We start from the raw sequence: 2,180 nt of genomic DNA, 5'->3' as shown, positions 1-2,180 counted from the left end.
AAACTGCGCAGACCCGCAATCTCCAGCTCGCTGCCTACGACGTAGGCGCACAGCTGAAGGCTGCCACCCGCATCCGGCAGCGCCTGCACGATGACCTCGCGAACCCCTGTCCCCCGCAGCAGCACCGCCTCAATCTCGCTGAGCTCGATGCGGTAACCGCGAATTTTCACCTGTTCATCCCTACGTCCCACATACGCCAAGGAACCATCCGCCTGCCAGCGAACCAAGTCCCCCGTACGGTACATTCGCTCCCCTGGCTCATACGGATTCGACACAAATTTTTCCGCAGTCAGATCCGCTCTATCCCAGTATCCTCGGGCTAGACCGACTCCGCTTATGCACAGTTCACCTGGCACGCCAATCGGCTGGAGTTGCCCGTCCGCTGCGAGTACATAAACCTTCGTTTTGCCAATCGTTTTGCCAAGTCCATGTTCCTGCCAGACACCAGTGATAGGCAAAGCGGTTGTTACAACGCTGTTTTCCGTCGGTCCGTACTCGCTAACAAACGCAATTTGGGGATAATTCAATATTTTTCCAATGAGCGCCCCGCTGAGCTTCTCACCACCAATCACCACACTGCGCACAGTTGCTAGTTGGGCTGGCTTCAACATATCAAGCAGAACTGCAAACATCCCTGTCGTAAATTGAGCGTGCGTAATCGAGTGCTCCACTAGCGCCTTCGCAATGGCTCCCGGATCTTTCAGTTCTTCATCTCGAATCAATATGACGGTTGCTCCTGTAATAAGAGGTGCGAAGAAGTGCGAGATGAAAGCATCAAACACATACGGACTGGCATGAAGTACTTTACCCTGATCAAAATGGTAGGTTGCAGCTTTCCATTGAAGCGTATGAACGATGCTGCGATGTTCCACCATAACGCCTTTAGGTTGGCCTGTCGTGCCGGATGTATAAATGACATACGCTAAATTTTCGGGCTTTGCAGTGTTTAAGAGATTTCCAGACATCTCGGCATCGATGCGGGCGTCATCCAATAGCAATACGGGACACGACGCTTCCTGCACAGAATCAGACAGCAATAGCAATGCACCGCTGTTCTTCAGGAGGAACTGCTTACGTTCCACAGGATCTTCCAAAGAAAGTGGCAGATAAACTGAGCCTGCCTTAAGCACCCCGAGCAAGGCGACGGCCATCTCTACGGAACGTCTGCAATGAACCGCAACAATACGTTCTTGTCCTGCACCGTAGCCCTGTATCATTCTGGCAAGTCGATTTGCCCGTTCGTTTAGCTCTTGGTAGGTCAAAGCCTCATCCCCGCAAACGACGGCGACACGTTCCGGCGTCTTCGCCGCTTGCTCCTCAAACAGCGCATGCAGCGTCGATGGCTGCTCAAGCAACGCTTCTGCTCCTGTATCGTTAAAATCCACCAGCAACTGCTCCCGCTGACCTGCCGTCAGCAAGTCCATGCTTCCCAGCGTTGTATGCGAATCGCGGGTCACTTGACGCAGCAGCTCCGTAAAATGAACCACCCAGCGCTCTATTGTGCCCTGCTCAAACAGCTTCACCGCGTATTCCAGCGTGCAACGCATGACCTGCTCCTCTTCACTTACCGACAGCGTCAAATCGAATTTCGCCGCTCCGCTTTCTACCGGGTACGGCGTCCATTGCAGATCCGCCAGCTCCAGCTCCGATTGCTCCGTGTTTTGCAACACCAGCATCGCATCAAAAAGCGGATTGCGGCTCAAATCTCGCTGCCTGACTACCTGCTCCACCAGCTCCTCGAACGGATAGTCCCCGTGTTCGAAGGCGCTTAGCGCCGTCTGCTTCACTTCCTGTAAGTAGGCGGAGAACGATTTTTTCCCCGACGGGCTTAGCCGCAGCGCCAGCGTGTTCACGAACATCCCCAGCATGCCCTGCAAGTCAGCATGCGAACGTCCCGCAATCGGCGTGCCCACGATCAGCTCCTCCTGACCGCTTAACCGACCCAGCAACGCACTGTACGCCGCCAGCAGCACCATATACAACGTCGCCCCGCTCGCCCGGGCCAGCTCCCGCAGCGCTGCTGACAGCTCGCTGTCCAGCTCGAATTCTACGTGCGCTCCCTCGAAGCTGCGCACCGCCGGAAGCGGATAATCAAGCGGCAGGCTCAGCACCGGCAGCTCACCGGCGAACTGCTTCAGCCAGTAGCGCTCCATCTCCCGATAAGACGCGCTTTCCCGGTA

At 55.6% G+C, this 2,180-nt stretch carries 1 protein-coding gene; it reads right to left on the bottom strand.

The annotated features are described in order from the left end of the window. Positions 1–2,180: non-ribosomal peptide synthetase (locus ACSR9A_RS16850; protein ID WP_473758442.1), on the bottom strand; the 2,180-nt coding region annotated here is incomplete at both ends.

Source organism: Paenibacillus sp. R-74696 (genome assembly GCF_055814915.1).
The sequence above is the reverse complement of the archived record's forward strand: the minus strand, read 5'-3'. Positions and strand labels throughout refer to the sequence as shown.